The 20438-nt window shown below is 63.9% G+C and carries 24 protein-coding genes and 1 riboswitch; of the genes, 9 read left to right on the forward strand and 15 right to left on the reverse strand.

Going from position 1 to position 20438, the window contains the following annotated elements; translation table 11 throughout:
• Positions 1 to 4: 4 nt before the first annotated feature.
• From AWB74_RS09400 to mntP, 3 genes are all read right to left on the reverse strand, one after another.
• Positions 5 to 1039 carry a MerR family transcriptional regulator gene (locus AWB74_RS09400; protein ID WP_061146496.1) on the reverse strand — a complete coding sequence of 345 codons (1035 nt, stop codon included), beginning with the start codon at positions 1037 to 1039 and terminating at the stop codon, positions 5 to 7.
• Positions 1040 to 1093: 54 nt separating this feature from the next.
• The gene (gene alr / locus AWB74_RS09405; RefSeq protein WP_061146497.1) at positions 1094 to 2197 is read right to left on the reverse strand and encodes an alanine racemase; all 1104 of its coding nucleotides are present in this window, start codon (positions 2195 to 2197) and stop codon (positions 1094 to 1096) included.
• 122 nt (positions 2198 to 2319) lie between these two features.
• Positions 2320 to 2889: a manganese efflux pump MntP gene (gene mntP, locus AWB74_RS09410; protein WP_061146498.1), complete on the reverse strand. Its 570-nt coding sequence runs from the start codon at positions 2887 to 2889 to the stop codon at positions 2320 to 2322.
• Between the two features lie 8 nt (positions 2890 to 2897).
• A riboswitch (yybP-ykoY riboswitch) is annotated at positions 2898 to 3069 on the reverse strand.
• Positions 3070 to 3168: 99 nt separating this feature from the next.
• On the opposite strand from mntP, the gene AWB74_RS09415 reads away from it, so the two are divergent.
• Positions 3169 to 3615, forward strand: coding sequence for an ester cyclase (locus AWB74_RS09415; protein ID WP_061146499.1), 447 nt, complete (start codon positions 3169 to 3171; stop codon positions 3613 to 3615).
• Here the strand turns inward: AWB74_RS09415 and AWB74_RS09420 are convergent.
• Both AWB74_RS09420 and AWB74_RS09425 read right to left on the reverse strand, forming a co-directional pair.
• Positions 3612 to 4085, reverse strand: coding sequence for a hypothetical protein (locus AWB74_RS09420; protein ID WP_061146500.1), 474 nt, complete (start codon positions 4083 to 4085; stop codon positions 3612 to 3614). The genes AWB74_RS09415 and AWB74_RS09420 overlap by 4 nt on opposite strands.
• 64 nt (positions 4086 to 4149) lie before the next feature.
• Positions 4150 to 5829, reverse strand: coding sequence for an outer membrane protein assembly factor BamB family protein (locus AWB74_RS09425; RefSeq protein WP_061146674.1), 1680 nt, complete (start codon positions 5827 to 5829; stop codon positions 4150 to 4152).
• Positions 5830 to 5976: 147 nt separating this feature from the next.
• Between AWB74_RS09425 and AWB74_RS48180 the strand changes: the two genes are divergently transcribed.
• The gene (locus tag AWB74_RS48180) at positions 5977 to 6111 is read left to right on the forward strand and encodes a hypothetical protein (protein WP_268807827.1); all 135 of its coding nucleotides are present in this window, start codon (positions 5977 to 5979) and stop codon (positions 6109 to 6111) included.
• A gap of 39 nt (positions 6112 to 6150) precedes the next feature.
• Here AWB74_RS48180 and AWB74_RS09430 read toward each other — a convergent pair whose 3' ends face one another.
• The 3 genes from AWB74_RS09430 to AWB74_RS09440 all read right to left on the reverse strand — a co-directional run bounded on the left by AWB74_RS09430 (position 6151) and on the right by AWB74_RS09440 (position 9495).
• Complete coding sequence (locus tag AWB74_RS09430; RefSeq protein ID WP_061146501.1) at positions 6151 to 8697, reverse strand: glucose/quinate/shikimate family membrane-bound PQQ-dependent dehydrogenase; 2547 nt, start codon at positions 8695 to 8697, stop codon at positions 6151 to 6153.
• A gap of 174 nt (positions 8698 to 8871) precedes the next feature.
• Entirely contained in the window at positions 8872 to 9195 is a 324-nt protein-coding gene (locus AWB74_RS09435; RefSeq protein ID WP_061146502.1) for a hypothetical protein, read from the reverse strand.
• A gap of 51 nt (positions 9196 to 9246) precedes the next feature.
• Positions 9247 to 9495: a hypothetical protein gene (locus AWB74_RS09440; RefSeq protein WP_061146503.1), complete on the reverse strand. Its 249-nt coding sequence runs from the start codon at positions 9493 to 9495 to the stop codon at positions 9247 to 9249.
• Between the two features lie 147 nt (positions 9496 to 9642).
• Here AWB74_RS09440 and AWB74_RS09445 point away from each other — a divergent pair, with 147 nt between their 5' ends.
• Entirely contained in the window at positions 9643 to 10014 is a 372-nt protein-coding gene (locus AWB74_RS09445; protein ID WP_061146504.1) for a hypothetical protein, read from the forward strand.
• 1 nt (position 10015) lies between these two features.
• Here the strand turns inward: AWB74_RS09445 and AWB74_RS09450 are convergent, their stop codons facing one another.
• Both AWB74_RS09450 and AWB74_RS09455 read right to left on the reverse strand, forming a co-directional pair.
• Positions 10016 to 11218 carry an amino acid aminotransferase gene (locus AWB74_RS09450; protein ID WP_061146505.1) on the reverse strand — a complete coding sequence of 401 codons (1203 nt, stop codon included), beginning with the start codon at positions 11216 to 11218 and terminating at the stop codon, positions 10016 to 10018.
• Positions 11219 to 11241: 23 nt separating this feature from the next.
• Entirely contained in the window at positions 11242 to 12642 is a 1401-nt protein-coding gene (locus tag AWB74_RS09455; RefSeq protein ID WP_061146506.1) for an amino acid permease, read from the reverse strand.
• 21 nt (positions 12643 to 12663) lie between these two features.
• On the opposite strand from AWB74_RS09455, the gene AWB74_RS45565 reads away from it, so the two are divergent.
• The 3 genes from AWB74_RS45565 (at position 12664) to AWB74_RS46885 (ending at position 13431) form a co-directional block, all read left to right on the forward strand.
• A complete protein-coding gene (locus tag AWB74_RS45565) occupies positions 12664 to 12876 on the forward strand; it encodes a hypothetical protein (protein WP_143749175.1) in 213 nt (70 codons plus the stop codon).
• A 60-nt stretch (positions 12877 to 12936) separates the two neighbouring features.
• On the forward strand, positions 12937 to 13206 hold the full coding sequence (locus tag AWB74_RS09460; RefSeq protein ID WP_235024526.1) for a hypothetical protein: 270 nt from the start codon (positions 12937 to 12939) through the stop codon (positions 13204 to 13206).
• A 66-nt stretch (positions 13207 to 13272) separates the two neighbouring features.
• Positions 13273 to 13431: a hypothetical protein gene (locus AWB74_RS46885; RefSeq protein ID WP_200821952.1), complete on the forward strand. Its 159-nt coding sequence runs from the start codon at positions 13273 to 13275 to the stop codon at positions 13429 to 13431.
• Positions 13432 to 13469: 38 nt separating this feature from the next.
• Here AWB74_RS46885 and AWB74_RS09470 read toward each other — a convergent pair whose 3' ends face one another.
• Both AWB74_RS09470 and AWB74_RS09475 read right to left on the reverse strand, forming a co-directional pair.
• The gene (locus AWB74_RS09470; protein WP_061146508.1) at positions 13470 to 13769 is read right to left on the reverse strand and encodes a fimbrial protein; all 300 of its coding nucleotides are present in this window, start codon (positions 13767 to 13769) and stop codon (positions 13470 to 13472) included.
• An 8-nt stretch (positions 13770 to 13777) separates the two neighbouring features.
• Complete coding sequence (locus AWB74_RS09475; RefSeq protein ID WP_143749177.1) at positions 13778 to 14143, reverse strand: hypothetical protein; 366 nt, start codon at positions 14141 to 14143, stop codon at positions 13778 to 13780.
• Between the two features lie 651 nt (positions 14144 to 14794).
• Here AWB74_RS09475 and AWB74_RS09480 point away from each other — a divergent pair.
• Positions 14795 to 15049: a hypothetical protein gene (locus AWB74_RS09480; protein ID WP_061146510.1), complete on the forward strand. Its 255-nt coding sequence runs from the start codon at positions 14795 to 14797 to the stop codon at positions 15047 to 15049.
• A gap of 75 nt (positions 15050 to 15124) precedes the next feature.
• On the forward strand, positions 15125 to 15286 hold the full coding sequence (locus AWB74_RS46890) for a hypothetical protein (protein WP_200821953.1): 162 nt from the start codon (positions 15125 to 15127) through the stop codon (positions 15284 to 15286).
• Between the two features lie 64 nt (positions 15287 to 15350).
• Here AWB74_RS46890 and aroQ read toward each other — a convergent pair whose 3' ends face one another.
• The 3 genes from aroQ to AWB74_RS09495 all read right to left on the reverse strand — a co-directional run bounded on the left by aroQ (position 15351) and on the right by AWB74_RS09495 (position 18396).
• Positions 15351 to 15797 carry a type II 3-dehydroquinate dehydratase gene (gene aroQ, locus AWB74_RS09485; RefSeq protein ID WP_061124133.1) on the reverse strand — a complete coding sequence of 149 codons (447 nt, stop codon included), beginning with the start codon at positions 15795 to 15797 and terminating at the stop codon, positions 15351 to 15353.
• Between the two features lie 25 nt (positions 15798 to 15822).
• A complete protein-coding gene (locus AWB74_RS09490) occupies positions 15823 to 16881 on the reverse strand; it encodes a Gfo/Idh/MocA family protein (protein ID WP_143749179.1) in 1059 nt (352 codons plus the stop codon).
• Between the two features lie 93 nt (positions 16882 to 16974).
• A complete protein-coding gene (locus AWB74_RS09495; RefSeq protein WP_061146677.1) occupies positions 16975 to 18396 on the reverse strand; it encodes an MFS transporter in 1422 nt (473 codons plus the stop codon).
• A gap of 457 nt (positions 18397 to 18853) precedes the next feature.
• On the opposite strand from AWB74_RS09495, the gene AWB74_RS09500 reads away from it, so the two are divergent.
• Positions 18854 to 20428, forward strand: a complete 1575-nt coding sequence (locus tag AWB74_RS09500; protein WP_087038919.1) for a sensor domain-containing diguanylate cyclase — start codon at positions 18854 to 18856, stop codon at positions 20426 to 20428.
• The last annotated feature ends 10 nt before the right edge of the window (positions 20429 to 20438 follow it).

A 20438-nucleotide genomic window follows, 5' to 3' on the forward strand; every position in this document is an offset into this window, starting at 1 on the left:
AGGTCTATTTCAAGTGCGTGCTTTCGAGACGCCTCACTGCGTCGCGAACGAAGCCGAGCAGAGTCTCGTTCGCCCACGATCCTCTCGACAATTCCGGCTCGGTCTGCAACGCATGCCGGATCTTCGCGTGCGTCCGCGGATCGTCGCCCGCGAAGCTGCGAAAGAGCGACACCCAGCGCCGCGCCAGTTCCTGCGCGCGCGGCGAATCGGGCGTCGCGCCTTCGTCGATCGCATCGCGGACATCGGCCATCAGTTGCGGCCATTCCATCGCGCGCTTGCCGTAGTTGTCGCGCAGAAAGCGAAACTCGTCCGGCGACAGATGGCGCTCGTAAGTCGCGATCATCGTCGCCGAGAACGCGCGCAGCACGTAGTCGCGCAATTGCGTCGATATGCCGATGCTCGCCTGCATCGACGGCTCGTTGTCGTGCATGCGGTTCAGCTTCGCGAGCAGGCGCGGATCGTCGCCGGTGTCGCGCGCAAGCAGCGTCATCCAGCGGTCCGCGAGCGCGCGCGCACGCTCATCTTCGGGCGGCACGCCCGCGTCCATCAGCGCGCGCACATCGGCGACGAGCGCGGTCCAGTCGGGCGGTTGCGTTTGTGATTTGCGATACATCGGCAGGCGGTCGAGTTCTTCTTGAGAAAAGTAACGGTCGAACATCGTCATCAATTCCAGCGTGTTGAGCCAGTCGGCCAGCTCGGGCTCCTTGCCGTCCATCAGCATGCCGCGCAAGTCTTCGAGGCGGCCGCGCAGACGCGCCGCCTTCTCGATCTGACTGTCGAGCATGGCGATCTGACGCGCGATGAGATCGGCGAGAGGTGCATCGGGCTGGGAGAGATAGGCGCCGATATCGGCAAGCGAGAGGCCGAAACCGCGCAACGCCTGGATGCGATGCAGCCGGGCGATGTCGTCGCGGTTATACAACCGGTAGCCGTTATCGGCGCGCGCCGAAGGCGTGAGCAGGCCGATGGCGTCGTAGTGATGCAGCGTGCGGACGGTCAGTCCGCTCTTCTTCGCCAGTTCTCCTACTTTCAACAGCATGCAGCCTCCGTTCAGTGCGCACGATGGAGGCTAGAACCTTACGCTACGTGAGGGTCAAGCGATATGCGCTTCGGTCTTATTCGGAATGTCCGCGCCGATGCTCACAGGCACGCGCCGCGCGAGCGCGCACATCAGCTCGTAGCCGATGCTGCCGGCTGGCTCCGCGACTTCATCGACCCTGATCTGCTCGCCCCACAGTTCGACCGATGAACCGATGCCCGCCGACGGGCACGGTGTGAGATCGACGGTGAGCATGTCCATCGACACGCGTCCGACGATGCGCGTGCGCACGCCATCGACCGCGACGGGCGTGCCAGTCGGCGCGTGGCGCGGGTAGCCGTCCGCGTAGCCGCATGCCACGACGCCGATCGTCATCGCGCGATCCGCCGTGAACGTGCGGCCATAGCCGATCGTCTCGCCCGGCTGCAGCGTCTGCACGCCGATGATGCGGCTCGACAGCGTCATCGCGGCGCGCAGGCCGCAGCCTTCGATATGCCGCGCGCAGCCCGTCGGCGACGCACCGTAGAGGATCGTGCCGGGCCGCACCCAGTCGCGATGCGCGCGCGGATGCCACAGCACCGCCGCCGAATTCGACAGCGAACGCGTGCCGGAAAGATGGCGCGTGGCTGCGTCGAACTCGTCGATCTGCCAGTCGATGGCGCCATCGTCCGCGTTCGCGAAGTGGCTCATCAGACCGATCGAGCCGATCGCCTCGATATCCGACGCGCGCCTGAACGCGCGCTCGAAGTCGCCTGGCCGGAAGCCGAGCCGGTTCATCCCGGAATTCATCTTCAACTGGATATCGATGCGCTCGCGGGGCCGCGCGGCGTTCAGCAACGCGAGCTGTTCGTCGCAGTGCACCGTGACCGTCAGCCGGTGACGATCCGCCGTCTCGACATCGTCCGGCTCGAACACGCCTTCGAGCAGCAGAACGGGCTTCGTCCAGCCGAATTCGCGCACGCGCACGGCTTCGTCGAGATCGAGCAGCGCGATGCCGTCCGCGCTCGCGAGCGCCGGATAAATGCGCTCGATGCCATGACCGTACGCATTCGCCTTGATGACGGACCACACCCGTGACGACGGCGCAGTGCGTTTGACGAGCTGGAGATTGTGACGAACGGCGTCGAGATGGATGCGCGCGGAAATCGGACGTGGCATGGCGTTCTGGATTTGGAGTCGAAGGCAGTGGATAGAGCGATCGTATCGACCTAAGGCCAGTTGTTGTTAATGTATTCAACGTGAATTTTGGTCGAAACGCCTGCTACTGTCGTCCGGCGTGCTCAGCTCAAATACCCGAGATGCTCGGCCAGAATCACGCAACCGACGCCGATCAGAATCAGCCCGCCGACGATCTCCGCGCGCTTGCCGATCGTCGCGCCGACGATTCGGCCGACCATCACGCCGATCGTCACCATCAGCATCGTCGCGAAACCGATGGTCGCGGCGGTCGAAAAGATATCGACGTCGATGAACGCGAGGCCGGCGCCGACCGCCATCGCATCGATGCTGGTCGCGAAGCCGGTAAGCGCGAGCACCCAGAACGAATGCGAGTTGGGCTTCTCTTCGTCATGGCTCGCCGGGCTCAGTCCTTCGCGGATCATGCGCGCGCCGAGCAGCCCCAGCAGGCCGAACGCGATCCAGTGATCCCAGGCCGTCACGTATTGCGCGGCCGCCCTGCCGAGCGCCCAGCCGACGAGCGGCGTCAATGCTTCGATCACGCCGAAGATCACGCCGGTCTTCAGCGCTTCCGTGATACGCGGCTTGTGCAGGGTTGCGCCCTTGCCGACCGCGGCGGCGAAGGCATCGGTGGACATGGCGAAGGCGAGAAATATTGTGGAAGCGAGGTTCATCGAGTAGCGCTCTGGTCGGGCAAGACGGAACGACAGAACGCGCGCCCGACCGGTCGCGAATCCTGTCGATGGTCTTGCCAACCTGTGACGGTTGCTCATGCCACGGCCTGAACGGCCGAGCGTGTTGACATGAGCGCTTTCCCTGTGCGGAAAAGCCGGCTACTCCCCAGCGAAGAAACGTGAGCTTAACACGGCCTGGCGACCGTTCCTGCGCGCTCAGGGCCGTTGGGATACAGTGATTCCGCAGTGCCGCGCCCTCACCGCGTCCAAGGAGGCACCATGCAGGAAGCTCATCTGACCCAGTCCGCCGCGCGCGAAGCGGTCGAGCGTCTCTATCGCGCGTTTGCCACGCAGGACGTCGCGCTCTTGCGCGAGGCCGTCACGCCCGACTGGGAATACCTCCCCGAGCCGCCCGGACAGCAGCCCGGTCCCGATCAGATGATCCCCGTCTTCGCCGATCTCGCGGCCGCGCTGCCCGACATGCGCATCCAGATTCTCGACATGCTGATACAGGACAATCGCGTCGGCACGCGCGCGGAAGTGAGCGGCACGCAGTCCGGCCCGTTGATGGGCATCGCCGCGACGAAGAAGCCGATCCGCTTCGCGATTCATTCGTTCCACGAACTGCGCGACGGCCGCGTCTCGAAGACCTGGCATCTCGAAGACTGGCTGAGCGTGTTCCGGCAACTCGACGCAGTGCCGCCGAAGATCCATCCGCCGGTCTAGCCGCGGCGCGCTCTGCTTTTCGCGTTCGCGCGCAGGACGTGCTCCACGCACAGTCCGACGAGCGTCGCATCGAGGCGTTCCAGCATGCAGGCTGCTTCGCGCAACGCGGGCACATCGGTGCCGAAGGAATCGAAGAAAAGCAGATCACGCTGACGCGCCGCCGCTCGCGCCGATTGCACGGCCGCGCTCAACTCGGGCATCCGGGCGAACCCCGCCGCGCGCGCTTTCGTCTCCAGCAGCGCGGCCAATGCGTCGAGCGATTGCGACGCACCTCGCGCGATGGCGCGGCCGTCGTCGAAATGGGAAAGAAAGCGCAGCACGCTGCCCTGCAAGCGCCGATGCGCATCGACGAGATCGCGTATGGATTCGGCGCGCTCGTGGTCGCGCGCCGCCTTTACGGTGATGATGGTCGCGCCATAACCGCTGTCGGCCGGCTCGCCGCGCAGGGGTTCGATTGTTTGCGTCAGCATGGTGAACGAGGATTCGCTATATATTTACGAATATAACGCATCCTCGTTGCGATACACCAGTCTTCTACTTCGCCAGCAACCCGAACACGCCGACGCCGGTCTTCGTGCCGACATACACCTTCCCGTTCGCGATCGTCGGCGTGATGAACTTATTGCCCTGCCCGAACTGATCGCGCCCGCCCGTATCGCCGCTGTTATAGAGCTGACGGCTCAGATTGGCCGCATCGTAGGCGCGCAGCCCGGCGTTCGTCCCGTTCTCGGCCGCCCACAAAATGCCGTTCGCGGTGCCGTTCGCGGAAATGCTCGGTGTCGCGCCGGGAAAGCCAAACGCGTTCGGCGTCTGGCTCGTCGGCGTGGCGGAGAGTGCCGCGTTGCTGATCGCGAACGCCTTGATGGTGTCGCCGACCGAGCCGAAATAGACCGTGTTGTTGAAATACACGGGCGCGCCGAACATCGGTCCGCGAATCTGCCCGACCAGTTCCTGATAGATGTGATCCGCGTTCGAATCGAACTTGCCCATCGAAAAGCGGTTCACGACATAGATCGTCTTGTTCTTCCCCGCGCCGAGCGCGAGATGACGCACGACGCCGTTCGCGTCGGTCATGTCGGGTAATACGATCGCGCCGCCCGAGCCGAGATCTTCGTCGTCGTTCGATTCCTGCACGGTGTTCGACGGCTGAAAATAATCCTGCACCCGCAGCGGCCCGGTGTCGAGCCGCAGGAAGCCGTTGCCGTAGTTCCCGTTGATCGGCATTTCGTTCCCGTTTTGCGTCGGGTCGAAGGTGCCGTTCGCATCGAGGAAATAGATCGCCTGGCCGTCCGATGCGAGACCCGCGCCGCTCATCCAGATCGCGCCCATCTGGCCGTTGGGCGTCACGTTCAGCACGCTCGCCTGCTGCAGCGTGCCGGCGTCGTAGCCCATCACCCAGCCGGTGTACGGCATGATGTCGCAGTGGGACGTCCACGCGGTATAGACCACGCCGTTGAGCAGCAGCAGCGACGCGCGCTCGGCATACTGGCCCGGATCGAAGGTGAGCGTGCCGTTCTGGCTGCCCGCGCCGTTGCCGGGATAGGTCGCGCGAATCTCAGTCGGGCCGTTGAAGAGCTCGCCGCCCGTCGCGATGTCGAGCGCGTGAATGCGCTGGTGATAGCCGCCCGACCCGTCCTTCGACATGCCGACGACATACATCGCGCCATTCGGCCCGCGCGAACGGTCGATGACCGGCGTCGCCGTGATACCGATCTTTGGCGTGATCTGGCCGCAGCCGTGGTCGTCGCTCGGGCTCTCGCCGCTGCCGAGAGTCGACACTTTCCAGAGCACGGCGCCGTTGTCGGCGTCGAATGCGTAGACGCTGGCGTTTTCGGTCGCAACGTACAGCACGTTGTGCGTGCCGCCCGCGATCGCCACGCCCGCGAGAAAGAGCGGCTGTGCATCGACGGCGCCATCGACGGAAAACACGCCGAGCTTGCCGAAGGTGCCCGAGTTCACGTTCGCGGGTGTGAGGACGGTTTCCGCGAGCTGCTGACCCGTGCGCGCGATGTCGTTGTGATACGTGGCGACGTCCATCGGACTGCTGCCCGCACTGCCGCCCGATGCCGCCGCCGGACTCGATGCAGCCGATGGCGCGCTGGCGCCCGCCGCTGCGTTGGTATCGCCGCCCGAGCCTCCGCTGCACGCGCCGATGATCGCCGCGGCAAGCGCACCGCCGACCGCCGCCGAAAAACCGAGGAAACGCGTCTTCATTTGCATGCTCCCTGATCGGCTGAGCCTGAGCGCGTCGACGATTCGCTTGCGCGCACAGTCAATTTCCCGAAAGGAATTTGTTGCACTGCGTCGAATGTGCTAACCTAGGGTTATTACCTAGTTAGTTACCCTAGTATGGAGTCAGTCATGGGAATCATCGCCGCCACCCCTATCGCCTTTGTTTCGTTCATCGCCGCCAAGCTGCGCACCGCCGCACGCGACGCGCTCAACGCACGCGCGAAGGTCAGCGCGCTGATGGCCGAAGCCTATCGCCGGGCGTAACGCACGGGCGCGGGGCAATATTCCCCGCGCCATCGACGTTTATTGCAACGTATAGGCGATCACATAATCGCCCGCCTTCGTGCCGAGCGAGCCATGTCCGCCCGCCGTCACGAGCACGTACTGCTTGCCGCTGGCATCGGCGTAGCTCATCGGCGTCGCCTGACCGCCCGCGGGTAGCCGCGCTTCCCACAGCTTCTTGCCGTCGCGCACGTCGTACGCGCGTACGTATTGATCGAGCGTGCCCGTCAGGAACGCGACGCCGCCCGCCGTCACGATCGTCCCGCCGAGACTCGGCACGCCGAGCGGCATCGGAATCGGCAAGGGCGCGCTGTCGCGGATCGTGCCGTTCTTGTGCATCCACGCAATCTTGTTCGTGCGCAGATCGACGCCCGCCATGTAGCCCCACGGCGGCGCCTGACACGGAATGCCCAGCGGTGAAAGAAACGCGCTGATTTCGTAGGCGAAAGGCGTGCCCCGCGCCTGCTTGATGCCGCTCGTTTCACTCGTGCTGGTCGCGCCCTCCTGCAATTTCTCGCGCGGAATCAGCTTCGACGTGAACGCCATGTAATCCGGATTCGCGATCAAAATCTGCCGCACCGGATCGACAGAAATCCCGCCCCAGTCGAATACGCCGAAATTGCCCGGAAACACCATCGAGCCCTGCTCCGATGGCGGCGTGTACGGCCCGTCGTAGCGCAGGCTCCTGAACTTGATGCGGCACCAGAGCTGATCGAACGGCGTCGTGCCCCACATGTCCGCTTCCTTCAGGCGCGGCGGATTGAAATTGAGCGCGGAAACGGCCTGCGTCGGCGCGGTGTGGTCGCCCTTCGCCGCGCCTTGCGGCACCGGCATCTCGCTGATGGGCACGATCGGCTTGCCGGTCTCGCGATTCAACACGTAGATGCTGCCCTGTTTGGTCGATGCGATCACCGCCGGCTGCGCGCCCTGCGGCGTCTGCAAGTCGACGAGCGTCGGCTGTCCGCCGACATCCATGTCCCACAGATCGTGATGCGTGAACTGATAGTTCCAGCGCAGCTTGCCCGTCGCGGCATCGAGCGCGACGAGGCCCGCGGCAAACTTCTCGGCCTGCGGCGTGCGCTCGCCGCCCCACTGGTCGGGCGTCTGATTGCCCATCGGCAGAAAGATCGTGCCGCGCTTCTCGTCGACGCTGAACATCGACCACATGTTCGGCGAGTTGCGCACGTAGGTGCCGCCCGGCGCGATCGGCTCGGTCGCGTCCGGATTGCCCGGATCCCAGTTCCATACGAGATGGCCGTCGTTCACGTCGAACGCGCGGATCACGCCGGACGGTTCGTTGTTCGATTCATTGTCGGTGACGTGGCCGCCGACGATCACCAGATTGCGAAACACCGCCGGCGGCGATGTCGAGTAGTAGCCGCCCGGCGTGAACGGGCCGATGTTCGCGCGCAGATCTATCGCGCCGTTCTTGCCGAAGCTCGCGCACGGCTTGCCGGTGTCCGCATCGAGAGCCATCAGGCGCGCGTCGGCGGTTGGAAGGAACAGGCGACGCGGGCATTCGGCCAGCGCGGTGGTCTGGGCGGGCGTCTGCGCGGGCGCTGCGGGTTCGGATGCGGCGCTCGCGGCGGCGGCCACGTCGGGCGCGCTGGCTCCAGCGGCCTGCGCATCGGACGAAGCGGCCGGCGCGCTCGCTTCCGCAGGCGCTGAAGCCGCGGCGACCTCGGAAGCTGCCGCTGAAGGCATCGGATGCATCGACGCGTCGTAGTAGGCCACGCCGCGGCAGGTCATATGCTCCCAATGCTTGAATCCGACCGGGCTCTGAATCTGCGGATCGAAGCGCCATTTTTCCTTGCCACTCGCGGCATCCAGCGCGATCACCTTGCTGTGCGGCGTGCACAGAAAAATCGTGTCGCCGACCTTGAGCGGCGTGTTCTCGTCGGTGGTTTCGGTGGGATCGTCGGGCCCGGGCATATCGCCGGTGCGATACGTCCATGCCACTTTCAGCTGATGCGCGTTCTGCGGCGTGATCTGCGCAAGCGGCACGTAGCGCTGCGCGAGCGGCGAGCCGCCATAGTCGATCCAGTCGCCAGGCTGACGTCCGGTCGCAGCATTCGCATCGGGCTGATTCGCGTCGGCGGCGACATCGACGTCGATGCGTCCGGGGCGGTCGTGCGGATCGTTGAAATAAGTGCCGATGCCGAGCAGCAGCGCGACGATGATCGCGGCGGCCAGCGGCGTGCGCGCGGCCCGTGCGGTCGCGGGCGGACCGAACAGCGCACCGCGATGCACGAACGGAAACAGCAGCCAGATCGCGAGCAACACCCAGATCCACAGGCGCGGCATCAACTGCCAGAAATCGAAATGTACTTCGACGACCGCCCAGATCGTCGATGCGAACAGCATGAGCGCGAAGAGCAGAAGCGCGGAACGCCGCCGTATCAGCAGCAAAAGCCCGGTCACGACGATGGCCGCGCCCGCGATCACGTAGTACCACGATCCTTTCAGCGTGACGAGATACGCGCCGCCCGCCGCCAGCGCCACGCCGATGACGATGAACACGATGGCCGTGAAGAACGTGAGCGAATGAAGTCTGCCGTTGCCAGCCATGCTGAAATTCCTCCGTGACGATGAACGTCGGAGCACGGCCGTCGAACGGTCGTGGATCGGACGCTAGGGCGTCGTGGGAGGGAGCAATCGCTGTGCCGTTCTGCGGCATCGACGGCGTGCTTACAGATGACTTCCGGTGAAGAGGCGCGAAAGGAGGGGCGACGCGCCTTCGTATCAGAGCGGGCGCGGCCAGAGTCCGCCGGGCAGGTTCACGGGAATGACACCGGCGACGAACGCCGCCTTCAGATCGGCGCGTTCGGAGAAACGCGGCGCTTCGAACCAAAGCAGAAATTCGTCGCGCCAGTTGCCCCACGCGTTTTCATCGAAATCGAAATCTTCGTCGATGCGGCCGTTGTCGCGCAGATACGCGCCGACCACCTGCTTGCCGTTCCAGTACGCGACGGCCACATCGGTCAGATCGGCGGTCATGCCGCGCGGCAGATCGCGCAGCAGCATCGCGACATGCGCCTTGAACGATTCGAATTCGGTCGGTCTCATCGCCTGCTCCGCTTCAAAAAGTGCGTAAAAACCTGCCTGCGGCGTGCCTCTTCAGCCGAACACGCCCTTGTTCAAATCCTTTTCGAACGCGGCGGTCCATTCCGTGCCGTGCCCGATGCGATATTCGCGTTCCTTCAGCGTGGAACGTCGCGTGATGGTGACCTGGCCTTGCAGCGGATAGACATCGTCCACGACATCGGACGCGCCGCCTTCCTGCACGAGAAAGTCGCTTTCCTCCAGCCGATGGCGTGCCAGGATCGCCAGAAAATCCGCTCTTTCGTCCGGTGCGATCACGGTCATGGCGCCCTCCGATCGAAACGCTGCTTTTATTCAAAGTAGCACACGCGTGGCGGAACGTCGGCGCATATCTTGCGACGAGCGCGGCGAGACGCACGCGCTTACGATGAACGCGCGTGCCGACTATTTTCTGATGGGAGGGCCATACCGATGAATCGCCGATCGATCATCCTGTGCGCGGCGGCGCTGGCCGTCAGCGCGCACGCACGCGCCGACGATGCCGTATGCGGCACGCTCGAAAGCGCCACGAACGGACAGGACGGCATGTTCGCGCTGCGCGAAGGGGAAAGCGTGAATTTCTGGCGCGGCGGCGCCGTGAGGCACGGCGCGCTGCATGTCTACAAGGACGGCGAGGTGTATCGCGTGTACTGGCAGCCAGAAGGCAGCGGCGACATGTACGTGCTCGCGAACGAAGGCACGAAGAGCGTGCGGCTCATCCTGACGCCTGCGCGCGGCACGAAAGTGGAGACGGGGCCGGGCAGCCTGCCGAAGCAGAACGTGCTGTCGTGCCCCGATCTCTAGCTTACTTGGCTGCTGCGAGCACCTTGCCGATCGCATCGGCGACGACCTGCACGTTGCGCTCGTTCAAGCCCGCGACGCACATGCGGCCCGAGCGCAGGATATACACGCCGAATTCCTCTTTCAGCCGGTCCGCCTGTTCCGCGACCAGGCCCGTGTACGTGAACATGCCGCGCTGCTTCACGTAGCGCGTAAGCATTTCGCCCTTCACGTGATCCTTCAGGCCATCGTGGATCGCCTGACGCATGCGCGCGATGCGCTCACACATCGACGCGAGTTCGGCCTGCCACGACTGCTTCAGCTCCGGCGTGTTCAGCACCTGCGTGACGATCTTCGCGCCGTGCGTCGGCGGATTGCTGTAGTTGGCGCGCACCGCGCTCGTCAACTGGCCGAGCACGCGATCGGCTTCGGCTGCATCGTCGCAGATCACGTGCAGGCCGCCGCAGCGCTCGCCGTACAGCGAGAAATTCTTCGAGAACGAATTGGCGATGAACGACGGCACGCCACGGCGCGCGAGTTCGCGCACGGCGAACGCGTCATCGTCGAGACCGGCGCCGAAGCCCTGATAAGCCATGTCGACAAAGGGCAGCAGATCGCGCTTTTGCAGCACATCGATGAGCTTGAGCCACTGCGCGGAATCCAGATCGACGCCCGTCGGGTTGTGACAGCACGCATGCAGCAGAACGACGCTCTTCGCGGGCAGCTTGTCGATGCCTTCGAGCATCGCGTCGAAGCGAAGGCCGCCGGTGGCTTCGTCGTAATACGGGTACGTTTGAACGTCGAAGCCCGCGCGCTCGAAGATGAAGCGATGGTTTTCCCACGTCGGATCGCTCACCCACACCTTCGATTGCGGAAAGTAGCGCTTGATGAAATCGGCGCCCACTTTCAACGCGCCCGAGCCGCCGAGCGTCTGCACGGTCGCGATGCGGCCGTCCGCGCGCGCGGGGCTGTCGTTGCCGAACACGAGCTGCTGCACGGCATCGCGATAGTGCGCAAAACCGGCCATCGGCAGATAAGGCTTCGGGCCGAGATCTTTCAGGATCGACAGTTCCGCTTCGCGCACCGCCTGCATCACGGGCAGGCGGCCTTCGTCGTCGAAGTAAATGCCGATGCTCAGATTGACCTTGTTCGTGCGCGGGTCCTTCTGGAAGTTTTCGTTCAGCGAGAGGATCGGGTCGCCGGGGTAGGCATCGATATGTTCGAACATGGTGTTGGTGTCAGGACGAGAGATCAGCGAGATTCGAGGCGGCCCGTGCGTTGCGCGTCACCGCCCCTTTTTTTGAGATAGTAGCCGATTACGAGAACGGCCAGCCAAACCGGAATCAGATACACGGACAGGCGCAGGTCCGGCGTTTCGAACATCACCCAGACGATGCCCGCGAGAAACGCCAGCACGACATAGTTCGTGAGCGGATAGCCGAAGCTGCGGAACGACGTCGCTTCGTTGCGCGCGCGCTTCTGCCGCCGGAACTTGAGGTGGATGATGCTGATCATCGCCCAGTTGATGAGGAGCGCCGACACCGCGAGTCCCATCAGCAGGCCGAACGCGCGTCCCGGCATCACATAGTTGATGACGACGCATGCCCCCGTGACGAGTGCCGACACGCCGAGCGCAGTCAGCGGAATGCCGCGCTTGCTTACGCCAGCGAACACGCGCGGCGCGTTGCCTTGCTGCGCGAGCCCGTAGAGCATGCGGCTGTTCGCATAGACACCGCTGTTGTACACCGACAGCGCGGCCGTCAGCACGATCACGTTGAGCACGTTCGCGACGAGCGTGCTGTTCATTTCGCGGAAGATCAGCACGAACGGGCTGCCGCCGGTCGCGACCTTGTCCCACGGATAGAGCGAAAGCAGCACGCCGAGCGCGCCGACATAAAAAATGAGGATGCGGTAGATGACCTGATTGGTCGCGCGCGGAATGCTTTTCGACGGCTCTTCCGCTTCCGCCGCCGTGATACCGACGAGCTCCAGCCCGCCGAACGAGAACATGATCACGGCCATCGACATCGCGAGACCGCCCACGCCGTTCGGAAAGAAACCGCCGAGTTGCCACAGATTCGCGACGCTCGCTTCCGGCCCCGCCTTGCCCGACGCGAGCAGATAGCCGCCGAAGAGAATCATCCCGACGATGGCCGCCACTTTCACGATCGCGAACCAGAATTCCGTCTCGCCATAGGACTTCACGCTCGTCAGGTTGATCGCGTTGACGATCACGAAGCACGCCAGCGCCGATACCCACGTGGGCAGGCCCGGCCACCAGTACTGCATGTAGATGCCGATCGCCGACAGCTCGGCCATGCTGACCAGAATGTAGATGGCCCAGTAATTCCAGCCCGAGACGAAGCCGGACGCGTGGCCCCAGTATTTATCGGCGAAATGGCTGAACGAGCCTGCGACCGGCTCGTCGACGATCATCTCGCCCAGTTGCCGCATGATGAAAAACGCCATCAGTCCGGCGATCGCGTAGCCGAGCAGCACCGATGGCCCGGCAAGCTTGATCGTCTGCGCCACGCCGAGAAAAAGCCCGGTGCCGATCGCCCCGCCGAGCGCGATCAACTGGATGTGGCGGCTCTTCAGTCCGCGCCTGAGTGAATCCTGTTGCGAAATTTCGTTGCTGCTGCCAGAAACCATGTCGATGCCTGTTCAAACTGCGTGAAAACCCCGAGCGTTGAGCCGCTCGAAAAAGACATAAAAAAAGCACGAACTGTTGTTTTTTTGCGTGAACGCTCTGCCGAAGCGGCTTTTACGCCGCGAATCGATTGCGAGGAAAACAGCAATGTTACCGTCTGCCGCCCGCAAAGCCATGACGGACGGCGCTTTCACCCGGCGTCATATGTGGCCGGCGTCAAGCAGCAGACGATATGAAGCCGTAATAAGGGGTTATTCGGAGGATTGAGACGAAACAAGTGGCGGCAGAATTCACCCATGCACTCAAACACGGGGATCGACATGTTTCAGACGATGGAAGGTAACGCCAGACCGCATCGCATAGCGGGTGTCGATGCTGAGAGCCAGGCCGATCTGATGCGCGCGCTGCAGGCGGCATCCGACCAGGTGATGCGTCTCGCCGGCCGTGTGAGCGGCGAACCAGACGCCATGCGCAGCGCCGCCGACGCCATCGAACTGAAAAAGCAGCACGAACTCGCGGATGCGCTGATCGCGCGCCTTCTGGCGATGCCCGCGTCGGCAATCTGAAATCAGAGGGTGAGGCAGCCGCGCGTGACGGCGGCCTTTGAGGACCAGAATTCGAAGGAAGCGGAAATGAGCTACTTGAATACCATCCTGGCTGTGTGGGCGACCTGTGGAATCGGCGCGGTTCTCTTTATCCGCGGCGCGACACGGCAGGAAGCGAAGCCGGTTCTGGTACGCGTGCGCGAGTCGCAACGGGCGGACGCAAAGCCGCTCGGCCACACGGCCTGAGCCTGTCCGGACGCTCAGGCTGCTTACTGATCGCTCACTTACTGATAGCTCATCGTGAAGGTGACCTTCGCGTTTGCGCTGCCGGGGACGACAGCGCCGGTGCGAACGTAGCTGACGCTCATCGGCACCGAAAGCGGGCCCGTGATCGTCGGCACCGACGAGACGAAGATCTGATTCTGATTCCCCGCCGCCGCCGTGTCCGCCCCATAGGCGACCGGCACGCCCCTAAATGAAATCTGATAGCCGACGCCCTTCGCCGTCGAACTGGGCGTCAGGGTAAGCGTCGTGCTGCGGTTGGCTGGCGTGGTGACATCCGTGAGCGTGAGGGTGACGCGCACCCCCCATCTCAATCGAGCGAGAGATTGACCGGTGTCGCGCCAGTCGTTGCGCCGATGCTTGCCATATTCTTCATGAACGCCTTTGGCATATCGACTCGAACGGTCGAATTCGTCACCGAACGGGCGATGCTGTTGAAACTGCCGCTCGCGGCGCCCGTAAACATCTTCCCCCACAGTGTGCTGCCGGACTGATTGTTGATGCTGTGGGTCGCGGTGATCTTCGGAATGGTCGTGACCGGTCCTGACACGATCGCACCCGTTTTGACCAATGCGGCTGAAACGGTCAACGTATAGTCATAGCCGGGGGTCGCCGGCCCTGAATATTGACGACAGGTGATTGTGACGGCAGGGCAATGAAACCGGATCGTACTCATATACGTCGACGAGGTCGTGCTTCCTATCGGCGCATCGCGGCCGAATGAATGGGTCCCACATTCGGCGCGAGATTACCTATAGCCGTGAGATTGCACGCGATTGTCGTGGCGCGAGCGGCACTGGTCGTCAGCAGAAGAATCGGCGCAAATCGCGCCAGCCAACGAAACAAATGGACCGGAAAACTCAGCGAAAGAAACAGCCGCGTGCACGCCCCTCGTATCGACTGCGCTCCTCATACTTTAGGCGCCGGGGTCGAAACAACCAGGCCTCCCGCAGGAACCTGGATGCTGCTGACGCCGCGCGCAAACCAGGCACGATGCCCGCAGTACCGCAATAATTACCGCCCCGAGAAGTGGCTCGCTTTTTTATGTCATTTCGACCACATATGCGCATCATCACTCGCGGTAAAAGTGTGGTTTTTTGGTGCGGATGGTCATATTGGCCGGCGGAAAAAACGCTCACTATCTCGCTGAGGATCTGCGATTTTACCGCCCGGCGGCCCGCAGACCTTGACGGGTGGACCCGCCGCAGCCGCGCGCGAATCTTCAGAGCGAACATCAAACGATTTGAGACCGGAATCGGGTGTTATTCGGAGGATTGAAGGAAGCGCGACGGCGTGACAATCGCATCATCCACTCACGGGGGTCGCCATGTATCAGACGATGGAAGGAAACGCCAGGCCGCATCGTACGGCCGAGTGTTTCGCTGAAGGATCGCAGCACGCCACGCAAGCCGAACTGCTGAGCAGGCTGCAGTCGGTGTCGGACGACATCATGCGCCTCGCCGGCAAGCTGCACGCCGGCCGCGACGCAACCGATGCGGACGCCGAAGCCATCACCGGACAACAGGCGCTTGCGCAACAGTTGATCGGCCGGTTGCTGGCGATGCCGGCGTCGCAGGCGTAAAGCGTCACAGGCACGGAAACAGGGACCAAGCGCGAGAGCGGCCGTACGCCGCCCGCGTTTATCGGGGAAGTGAAAATGAGCTACTTGAGCATCATCGCCGCTGTATGGGGAATTTGCGCGATTTGCGCGGTGCTGTTCATCCGCGGCGCGGCGCAGCGCAATCAGGAACCGTTGCGCCCGCAAGCGGAACGCGAGCCGAACGCGGGGCGCTCGCAGGATTTCAGCCGTCCGGCCTGACCCGATGGACCCGGCGAGACGCGAACCGCGCCTCGCCGACTGCTTTACTGCATCAAAGCATCAGTTACTTGCCCGCGTTGATGGCCGATACCGCCGCACGCAGGCCCAGCAGATAGCTTTCGACGCCGAACCCGGAAATCTGTCCCTTCGCGATTTCCGCGAACACCGATTTGTGGCGGAACTCCTCGCGCGCATGCACGTGCGACATATGCACCTCGATGACCGGCGCCGTCAGAATGGCGAGCGCATCGCGGATCGCGTAGCTGTAATGCGTCCACGCGCCCGCGTTGATCACGATCGCATCGACCTTTTCCTCGAACGCCCGATGAATGCGCGAGCACATCTCGCCTTCGATATTCGTCTGGTAGCACTCCACTTCCACGCCCAGTTCCTTGCCTAGCGCGGTCATCTGCTCGTCGATTTGCGCGAGCGTCGCCGTGCCATACTGCTTCGGGTCGCGCTTGCCGAACATGTTGAGGTTGACGCCGTGCAGCGTCAGGATCTTTGCCATGACTTGTCCTTGATGGATGGGTGATTCAGACGGTTTCGACGATCTCGCCGCTCTTCGCGGCCTCGACGATAGCCTCGGTGATGCGCAGATTCTGCAGCCCGTCGCGCGCGCTGACAATAGGCTCGGCCTCGCCGCGGACCACGCGCGCGAAATGCGCCATCTGATGCGCGAGCGGATCGTCGCGCTGCATCGGCACGATGCTTTCCTCGAACGGCTTCCACCACGAGCGATCCTCAGCCTTGGAGTAGGACCTGAGGCGCATCGTCGGCACGGACAGCGAGCCGAAGGTGCCCGCGATCACGTAGCAGTCTTCGTCGGGATAAGTCGAATACGCCTTGTTCTCCTGTGATGTCTGCTCCCAGCTGCGCGGACACGCGGCCGTATCGGAGAGCATGAACGTGCCGAGCGCGCCGCTCGCGAAGCGCAGATTGATCGCGACGGTGTCCTCGACGGGAAAGCCGCGCGTCGCGTGCGAAGCGAACGCCTGCACCGCGACGATATCGCCGCACAGCATGCGCAGGTTATGCACCTCGTGGATCATGTTGAGCAGGATCGGGCCGCCGCCCGGCTCGCGCCGCCACGGCGCGCTGGCGTAATACTCGTCGGGCTTGAAGAACACGGCGCTGCCCATCACCGCGACGAGCTTGCCGAGCCGCCCTTCGTCGATGACCTGTTTCGCGCGCGCCATGATCGGGCTATGCGCGCGATGATGCCCGATCAGCACCTTCACGCCCGAGCGTTCGGTTTCGTCGACGAGCGCCTGCGCTTCCTCGACGGTCGGCGCGATGGGCTTTTCGAGCAGCATCGGCACGCCCGCTGCAAGACAGACGCGCGCATGCTCGACATGCAGCTGATTCGGCGTCGCGAGCACGATGCCGTCGGGACGGTCTTTCGCGAACAGTTCATCGAGCGTCTTGTAGAGCGGCACGCCCGCCTTCTCCGCGATGGCGACCGCCGCCGGCGCCGGATCGACGATTGCCGACAGCGTGCACGCTGCACTCGTCTGCGCGACGCCCATGTGCGCCTGACCGATATAGCCCGCACCGGCCACTGCGATGCGCGTTTTGCCTGAGTCTGTGTTCACTTCGATTCCACCGTGTTGAGAAAAAAAGCGTGAGTTCACCCCGGCGGCGCGCTTTCACGCGCCGCCCGAGCAGCAAAAAGGGAGAAAGGAAACTTAGGAAGCGCGCGCCTTCGCGACCGATTCCGCGCGCAGGCGGTCGTACTCCGACTTCTCGACGGGCCGCGCAGTGTCCTCGCCGAGCTGGCTGAGCGGAATGCGATACGTCTCCCGCGCGCTCCACGCGGCGATGGCCGAGATGATCGTGACGGCGAGCGTGATCGAGCCGATCGTGAACGGAATGTTCGTCGATCCCGGCGGCGCAACGGTCGCGAAGAGCGCGGGCAGCAGCGCCGTGATGGTCGTGCCGACGTTCTGCGAGATGGCCATCGCGGAGACGCGCGTGCGCGTCGGGAAGAGCTCGGGATAGAAGCTCGGGAAGATCGCGTTATAGCCCTGATAGACGATGCCCCACATCAAGAGCGACGCGATGATCGCGAGCCAGAGGTTGTGAACGCTGATCGCGTAGAGATACAGATACGACAGCACGCCCGACGCCAGCGCGCCGACGATCACCGGCGGCTTGCGCCCGATCTTGTCGGAGAGATTGCCGACGAGCGGAATCACCAGCACGGCGAGAATATTGCCGACTACCGGAATCCACAGATACACGCTCTTGTGAAAGCCGATGCCGTAGGCCGCCTGCACCGCGTACGCCGCGCCGAAGATGGTCGCGACCACGGGAATCACGTTCATCAGCGCCATGCAGACGACGCGGATCATGTCGGGGAGGTTGTACTTGAAGGCATCGACGATCGGCGAACGCGGCACCGCGCCCTTTTCGCCTTCCTTCTCGAACGCGGGCGTCTCGTGCACTTCGCGGCGGATGATGTAGCCCGCGACCAGCACGAATGCCGACAGCAGGAACGGAATGCGCCAGCCCCACGCATTGAACGAGTCTTCGGGCATGTAGTACGCGAGCGGCAGGAACACGGCGGCCGCGAGAATCTGCCCGGCCTGCACGCCTTGCAGCGTGAAGCTCGCGAAGAAGCCACGACGCCCGAATGGCGCGTGCTCGAGAATCATCGAACTCGCGCCGGAGATTTCGCCTGCGACCGCGAAGCCCTGGACGAGACGCAGCACGACGAGCAGCGTCGGCGCGAGCATGCCGACGCTGTGATACGTCGGCAGCAAGCCGACGGCCATCGTCGAAAAGCCCATCAGGAACATGCACAGCACGAGCACGTTCTTGCGTCCATGGGTGTCGCCCAGATGACCGAGCACGAAGGCGCCAATCGGACGCGCGACATAGCCGACGCCGTACGTCGCGAGCGACGCGACGATCGCCACTTTCGGATTGCCCGACGGAAAGAAAAGCTGGGGAAAGATCAGCGCGGCGGCCTGCGCGTAGATGAAGAAGTCGTAGTACTCGAGCGCGGAGCCGATCCAGCCGCTCGCGGTCGCCTTCTTCGTCTGCTTGTGGTGTTCGGCATGCGACGCGCCTTTTGCACCGGGCGGAGTAGCAGAGTTCGTGTCCATGATGTCTCCTGTCGACCAGAGCCGGCGCTTCAGCGCCTTGCTCCGGTCCATGCAGAGCTTTTAGTTGGCCGCGCGACGGCTTCTGCGGCCATCGTCGCGACGACGTTTTGTCCTTACATCGATATCACAGTTCCACTTGCTTCATTTCCACTCGACGGCATCCGACACGCGGCGCGCACGGACCCTCATCATGATCGTCTCTGAACCGAAAGCTTTCGATGAGGCAAAACCCGTGCGCGCGCCGGAAATGAAAGGGCTGAGCCGTAAATTACTATGTCATCGGGAAAACATAATCTGGCCGACGGGAAAGTCAGAATGCGCTGCGGACGAATAATCGGCGCGCGCCCGAGAGACCCGCGCGCGGATGCCTAAAGTTTGTGCAGACGACGCCGTAAATACGAACACCAGCGGTGACAGCATTGCCGCCGCCTTTTCACTGCATCCGTCGGTCTTCCGTATGTCAGGCAATCCGTCCCTGATCGATTCGATTCTGGCCACGCCGGCGACAGAGGACGGGCGCATCACGCCCGCCATCCGCGCGTCGCTGCTGTCGACCCTGGTCGAGGACATCCGCCCGCTTCTGCTATCGGGCATCTCCGGCGCGTTCGTCACGATCATCGCGCTCGGGCGCCAGCAGGCGCTGTGGGCACTCATCTGGGTCGTGTGCGATCTGCTTCTGCTTACCGCGCGCGTTTCCATCGTGTGCCGCTATCGCGCGCGCTCCCGGCCGGACGCGCCGCATCCCGGCCCTTGGGCCGCGCGCTATGCGCCGTTCGCGCTCGCCGCGTGTCTCGCGACCGGTCTCGGCACGATGGCCTGCGTGATTTCCGGCGACGCCGTGCTCGCCTCGCTCGCGATCATGGTGACGGCGGGGCTGCTCGGCGGCATCGCGTCGCGTAACGCGGGCATTCCGCATCTGGCGATCGCGCAGGTGTGCCTGGGCGCGCTGCCGATCGGCGTCGGCGGGCTGTTCGGGCCGCCCGGTTACTGGATCCTCGTGCCGCCGCTCTTTCTCTATAGCGCCGCGATGTGCGCGGTCGTGCAGCGCCATTACCGCGGTCTCGTTGCGCTGATGACGGCCGAGCAGGGCCACGCCGAAATCGCCGCGCGCTTCGACGCGGCGCTCGCGCACATGCCGCACGGCCTCTGCACGGTGGATGCGGCGGGCAAGGTCGTCATCGCGAATCGCAAGGCGGCGGAGCTGTTCGGCGCGACGGTCGAAACGCTGCGGCTCAACGTGTCCCTGCCGGAATTCATCGGCTACGTGGGGCTCGCGAAATTCGGCGAAACGCTGCGCGCGCAGTTCTCCGAGCGCTGCGCGCAATGGCTGAAGGACGGCGATCTGCCGCTCGATCTGCCCTTGCGCGACGGACGGCATCTCGAGCTGAGCCGCAATCCGGTGCCGGACGGCAGCGCGGTCATCATCATCGAGGACGTGACGGAGCGCCGCAAAGCCGAGGCGAAAATCCTGCACTGGGCGCATCACGATTCGCTCACGGGCCTGCCGAACCGGCGCTATCTCGGCGATCACGCCGAGCGCCTGATGGCAAGCGGCGCGGGCCGCGAAAAAGTGATGGTGATGTACGTCGATCTCGACGGCTTCAAGCGCGTGAACGACACGCACGGCCACAACGCCGGCGACGAACTGCTCAAGCGCGTCGCCGACCGTCTGCGCAACGTGATGCGCCGCGGCGAGCTGGCCGCGCGTCTGGGCGGCGACGAATTCGCGATCGTTGCGACGTATATCGCTCACGCGTCAAGCGCGGCCTTCGCGCGCACGATCATCCGCGAGTTGTCGGTGCCCTACGCGCTTGCCTGCGGGCTGACGCTGCGCGTGGGCGTGAGCGTCGGCATCGCGCTGGCGCGTCCGGGCGAGCCGTTCGAAAGCGCGCTGAAACGCGCCGATGCCGCGCTCTACGAAGCGAAATCGGAAGAGCGCGGCAGCTACCGGTTCTCCGAGGGCGATGGCGAATCCGTGGCGAACGACGAGCACGCCGTCGCCGCGATCGCCGACCGCGGACGCGCGTGGTAACGCACCTCAA

The sequence above is a fragment of the Caballeronia arvi genome, from assembly GCF_001544695.2.
Taxonomy (GTDB): domain Bacteria; phylum Pseudomonadota; class Gammaproteobacteria; order Burkholderiales; family Burkholderiaceae; genus Caballeronia; species Caballeronia arvi.